This window comes from Nonomuraea sp. NPDC003201 (assembly GCF_053590415.1).
Genome location: NZ_JBSFTC010000537.1, coordinates 1 through 4,891 on the forward strand (window position 1 = coordinate 1; position 4,891 = coordinate 4,891).

At 71.9% G+C, this 4,891-nt stretch carries 6 protein-coding genes and 1 pseudogene; 2 read left to right on the forward strand and 5 right to left on the reverse strand.

The annotated features are described in order from the left end of the window. Window positions 1–88 precede the first annotated feature (88 nt). Window positions 89–817 carry an AAA family ATPase gene (locus ACWDX9_RS60090; RefSeq protein WP_449972834.1) on the reverse strand — a complete coding sequence of 243 codons (729 nt, stop codon included), beginning with the start codon at window positions 815–817 and terminating at the stop codon, window positions 89–91. Window positions 818–1,010: 193 nt separating this feature from the next. Between ACWDX9_RS60090 and ACWDX9_RS60095 the strand changes: the two genes are divergently transcribed. Continuing rightward, the gene (locus ACWDX9_RS60095) at window positions 1,011–1,574 is read left to right on the forward strand and encodes a permease (protein WP_449972836.1); all 564 of its coding nucleotides are present in this window, start codon (window positions 1,011–1,013) and stop codon (window positions 1,572–1,574) included. 12 nt (window positions 1,575–1,586) lie between these two features. Then, window positions 1,587–2,369: an alpha/beta fold hydrolase gene (locus ACWDX9_RS60100; RefSeq protein WP_449972838.1), complete on the forward strand. Its 783-nt coding sequence runs from the start codon at window positions 1,587–1,589 to the stop codon at window positions 2,367–2,369. Window positions 2,370–2,375: 6 nt separating this feature from the next. On the opposite strand, the gene ACWDX9_RS60105 is transcribed toward ACWDX9_RS60100, so the two are convergent. The 4 genes and pseudogenes from ACWDX9_RS60105 to ACWDX9_RS60120 all read right to left on the reverse strand — a co-directional run. Beyond that, window positions 2,376–2,723, reverse strand: a complete 348-nt coding sequence (locus ACWDX9_RS60105; protein WP_449972840.1) for a ribosomal maturation YjgA family protein — start codon at window positions 2,721–2,723, stop codon at window positions 2,376–2,378. A 62-nt stretch (window positions 2,724–2,785) separates the two neighbouring features. Beyond that, complete coding sequence (locus ACWDX9_RS60110) at window positions 2,786–2,902, reverse strand: family 1 glycosylhydrolase (RefSeq protein WP_449972844.1); 117 nt, start codon at window positions 2,900–2,902, stop codon at window positions 2,786–2,788. After that, window positions 2,879–3,718 (reverse strand): annotated as a pseudogene (locus ACWDX9_RS60115) (glycoside hydrolase family 1 protein); the annotation flags it as partial. The gene ACWDX9_RS60110 and the pseudogene ACWDX9_RS60115, both read right to left, overlap by 24 nt. 60 nt (window positions 3,719–3,778) lie before the next feature. Further along, window positions 3,779–4,891: CBM96 family carbohydrate-binding protein (locus ACWDX9_RS60120; RefSeq protein WP_449972842.1), on the reverse strand; the 1,113-nt coding region annotated here is incomplete at its 5' end.

Consider the following 4,891-nt stretch of genomic DNA (forward strand, 5'->3'; position numbering starts at 1 on the left):
TTCAACCCCCACACGGCGCGGCTCGCCGACTCCGGTTTCGACCTCTCCATCTCCTGATCTGGCCCGAAGGGACAACCAATGAAGAACATCAGGCGTACGCCTCCTGGATCCGGCGCGGCAGCGGCAGCGGCTCCGGCGCGTGGTGCGGCGAATCGGGCATCCGGGGCAGCTCGATCAGGGCGAGCGGGTTTCCGCCGCTCTCGGCGAGGATCCTCTCCCGTACGTTGGGGCCCAGACCGGGCGTGTGCTCGCGCAGCAGATCGCCGGCGGCCTGCCGGTCGAGGCCTCCGAGCCGCAATTCGGGCACCCCGGGCGCGTGGAAGGCGTCCCTGGCCGCGAACAGCAGGGCGATGCCCTCCGAGTGCAGCCGCCGGGCCGCGAACAGCAGCGCCTCGGCCGACGACCGGTCCATCCACTGGGCGTCGTCGACCAGGCAGAGCAGCGGGCCGTCCTCGGCCAGTTCGGTGAGCAGCGACAGGGCGGCCAGGCCGATGAGGAAGCGGTCCTCCGGTGCGGTGGCGAGGCCGAACGCGCCTTCCAACGCCCTGGCCTGCGGCGCCGGAAGCCTGCCGATCCGGTCGAGCGCCGGGTGGAGCAGCAGGTGGAGCGCCGCGAAGGGCAGCTCGGCCTCGGTCTCGATGCCGGTGCCGCGCAGCGGACGCATGCTCCCCGCCGACCGGGCGGCGTGGTCGAGGAGCGCGGACTTGCCGATCCCGGGCTCGCCCCGCAGGATCAGGCTCCCGCTCCGGCCGCCTCTGGCCTGCGCGATCAACGCGCCGATCTGCGCCTGCTCCTTCTCCCGTCCCCACAGCACCATCAGAATGTAGCGCCCCCCACACCAGACAATCGTCCGATACCGGGCAGACGCCCTCTCTTCCTAACGTCGTACACGCCACGTAAGGAGAGACATGGATTTCTTACTTTTCTTGCTGCTGTTCGTCGTGCTGTGCGAGTGGCTCGACCGCTGGGCCACCCGAACCCCCGAGCCGGTCTCCAAGGAGGGACGCTGAATGTTCGTCGGACACTTCGGTCTGGCCGCCGCCGTCAAGGCCACCCAGCCCCGCGTCCCGCTGTGGTCGCTCATGCTCGCCACGCACTTCCTCGAGGTCATCTTCGTGATCCTGTTCCTGGCGGGCGGGATCGAGTCCTTCCAGGCCGTCGCCCCGGGCACCTACGGCGAGGCGCTGATCGACGCGCAGTACTCGCACTCGCTGCTCGGCGCGTTGCTGCTGTCGGGGCTGTACGGCGGCTTCGGAGCCTGGCGGTGGGGCCGCACGGCCGGGTGGGTGCTGGGCGCGGTGACGTTCAGCCACTGGCTGCTCGACCTGCTCGTCCACCGGGCCGACCTGCCGTTGCTGCCCGGCAACGCCGGTGACCTGCCGCTGCTCGGCTTCGGGCTGTGGCAGATCCCTTGGCTCACGGCCGTCGTCGAGGGGATTCTCGTGGTGGTCGGCGCGGTCCTGTACTTCCGCTCGGTACGGGAGCGCGCCACGGTCACCTGGCGCGCGATGGTCTCCGGCGGTGCCATGGCCCTGCTGCTCGCGCTGGGGCTGATCGTGGACATCGTCAGTTAGGGAGGTGGCGACATGTTCGTTGACGTTCCGGGCGGTCGCCTGGCCTACGACAGCGCCGGCGAAGGGCCGCTCGTCGTGTGCGTACCCGGTCTGGGGGACACCCGCGAGGCCTACCGGTTCCTGCGCCCGCCGCTGGTGGAGGCGGGGTACCGGGTGGTGACGGCGGACCTGCGCGGCCACGGGGAGTCCTCGGCGGGCTGGGACGACTACTCCCAGTCCGCGGTGGGCGGCGACATCGTGGCCCTGCTGGAGGAGCTGGACGCGCCCGGCGCGGTCCTGCTCGGCAACTCGTACGCGGCGGGCGGCGTCATCCGCGCCGCCGCGGAGGCGCCCGAGCGGGTGGCCGGGATCGTCGCGATCGACGGCTTCATCCGAGCCGTCCCTCTCAACGCCGCCGTCCGCGCGCTGGTCCGGCTGATCGCCGCCTCCCCGCGGCTGTGGAGCCTCTACTACGCCATGGCGCACCGTACGGCCAGGCCCGCCGACCTGGCCGGACACCGCGCCGAACTGGTGGCCATGCTGCGCGACCCGAAACGGCGCGAGGCGATGCGCGCCATGCTCCTCGACCGCCAACCGGACGCCGAGCGGGCCATCGCCCAGGTCCGCTGCCCGGCCCTGGTCCTCATGGGCGCCAAGGACCCCGACTTCCCCGACCCGGCGGCCGAGGCGCGGACCCAGGCGTCGCTGCTGCGCGGGCAGGCCGTCATGATCGACGGCGCGGGCCACTACCCGATGTCGGAGTATCCCGAGCGTACGGCCGAGGCGCTGCTGCCCTTCCTGAAGAACGCGTTCTGACGGCGCTCATCCCGCCCTCCGCAGCCAGAGCGTGTGCGCGGCCCAGGCCGCGGCCGCGCCCACCGCGTACCAGAAGAGGTCGGGCGGGTTGAACGTGCTGCCCAGCAGCGGCCGCAGCACGGCCGGGATCTCCCCGAGCTGGGCGAACTCGATCGCCCAGCTCGCCCCGGCCGCCATCACCGCCGCCACCCAGGGACGCACCCGGGGGAGGACCAGCACCACGAGCGTGTAGATCAACACGGTGTAGAGGGCGTCGCCCGCGTACTTCGACACCGGGCCGTCGAAGAACGCGCGCACCCCCAATCCGGCCGCGACGGTCAGGACGGCTGCGCAGAGAGCGACTAGGCGGGGCACCGGATCACGCTATCGATACTGCGACATCGGTGCGGTCGCTTGGGGCAGTGCGTTGCGGCTGATCACTTCGCGTACCAGTGGCCGCTGTCCTTGATCGTGCGGTGCTGGGTGGTGTGGTCGACGTGGACGAGGCCGAAGCGATGGGAGTATCCCCAATCCTCGGTGACGCGGCGCAGCAGCGCGGTGAGTCCGGCCGGGTCGACCTCCCAGTCCAGGTGGGTCACTGGAAAGCCGCGGCGGATGAAGCTGACGTCCGCACAGCCCGGCCAGGCCGCGCCGGCGCTGGGCTGATCGTCGGCGGACGCGGCGACCACGAGAGGGTTGTAGTAGTTGAGGCCGAGGAAGTCGATCGGCGCGGCGATGGTCGCCAGGTCGCCGGGGTGGATGAAGGACAAGTCGGTCAGGTGGGCGACGTCGCCGGCGACGTCGGCCGGGTATTCGGCACGCAGCAGCGGATCGAGGAAGATCCGGTTGCCGATGCCGTCGACGCGGCGCAGCGCCTCACGGTCGGCCGGGCCGTCCGGGTACGCGATGAGCGACTGCAGGTTGAGCGTGGTGCCGATGACGGCGGCCGAGTCGGCGGTCCGGATCGCCCGGGTGGCGGTGTCCCGGGCGGGCCACCCTCCGGCGTCCTCGAGTTCCTGCGGCAGGTCCCAGTGGTAGAGCGTGACCCACGGCTCGATCCCCCGGTCCAGCAGCTCGTCGGTGAGCCGCCGGTAGAAGTCGAGCCCGCGCTGGTTGGCCCGGCCCCGGCCGCCGGGCTGCACCCGGGGCCAGGAGACGGAGAACCGGTACGCGCTCAGGCCCAGCCGGGCCATGAGGGCGACGTCGTCGGCGTAGCGGTGGTAGTGGTCGCAAGCGACGTCCCCGGTGTCCCCGTCGAGCACGCGTCCCGGGGTGTGGCTGAAGGTGTCCCAGATCGAGGCGGTGCGGCCGTCCTCGGCGACGGCTCCTTCGACCTGGTACGCCGCCGTCGCGGCACCCCAGAGGAAGCCTTAGGGGAAGGGAAGCGCGGACACGGAGGGCCTCTCGGGTGAGGGGCGCCGTCGCGCGGGTCAGGACAGCGTCAGTTCCAGGTAGGGGTGGTTGTCGGTCGCTTCCTTGCTGGAGAAGGAGGTGAACGGCCCGTACGCCGTGGCGGTGGACGTGATCGCGAGGCTGACGTCCTGCCCGGCGGCGAGCTGGGCCTGGACGAACGCGGTCACGTCGACGGTGTGCCAGGACGCGGTGGTGTCGAGCGTGAACGTCCCGAGACCGGCGCCCAGCGGCGGCCGGGTGTTCCAGGTCAGCGTGGCTTCGCTCCAGGTCGCGTCGGTGACCGCGTGGACGGCGTCGGTCGCGCCCGCGGCGTCGCCGGTCGAGCCGTAGACGTGCAGGGTGGCCGAGACGACCGTGCCGTGCGCCGCGGTCAGCGGGAAGGTCAGGTACGCGACCCGGTCGAATCCGCTGCCCAGGCTGGGATTGTTGCGTACTTCGAGGACGGAGCCCGTGCCGAAGGCGGTGGCGGCGTAGGTGCCGTCGCGGACGAACCCGTCGGCCACGGGTTCGATGTGCGACGGGTCGACCACCGACACCGGCACACGGACGACCTTCATCACGGGTGCGCGAATGACCAGCGCGCCGACTTTCGCGCTGCCACCGCCGGCGGCGGTGACCAGGCCGGAGCCGTCCACCGTGGCCACGGCCGGGTGGCTGCTGGTCCAGGTGATGGTCGCCGTGGACAGATCGGCCGGGCGGCCGTCGGTCTGCTTGCCGGTCAGGCTCAGCCGCAGCGTGTCGCCGACCGACAGGGCCGGCGGGCCGGCCGGGGACGCGGTCACGGTACCGAGAACGACCGGCCGGGGTGCGGCGTCCGCCTGGGCGTCGGACTTCCCGGCGTAGACCCGGATCTCCGTGACGCTGTTGTAGCTGCTGACGGAGTTTCCGTGGCCGACCAGCCGGACGTGGCGGGCCGGCCGCGCCGTGAAGGAGAAGACTTCGGCGTCGTCGGACGTGCCGGCGGAGACGGCGCCCGTGAGCGCCGCGTTCCAGGTGGTGCCGTTGGTGGAGGTGAAGATGTCGAAGGTGGACGTTCGCGCGTGCCCGTTGAAGAAGGCGACGGCGACGGCGCCGACGGTGCGCTTGGCGCCGAGGTCGAGCGTGAGTGTCCGCCCGTCGCCCGCCGCGGC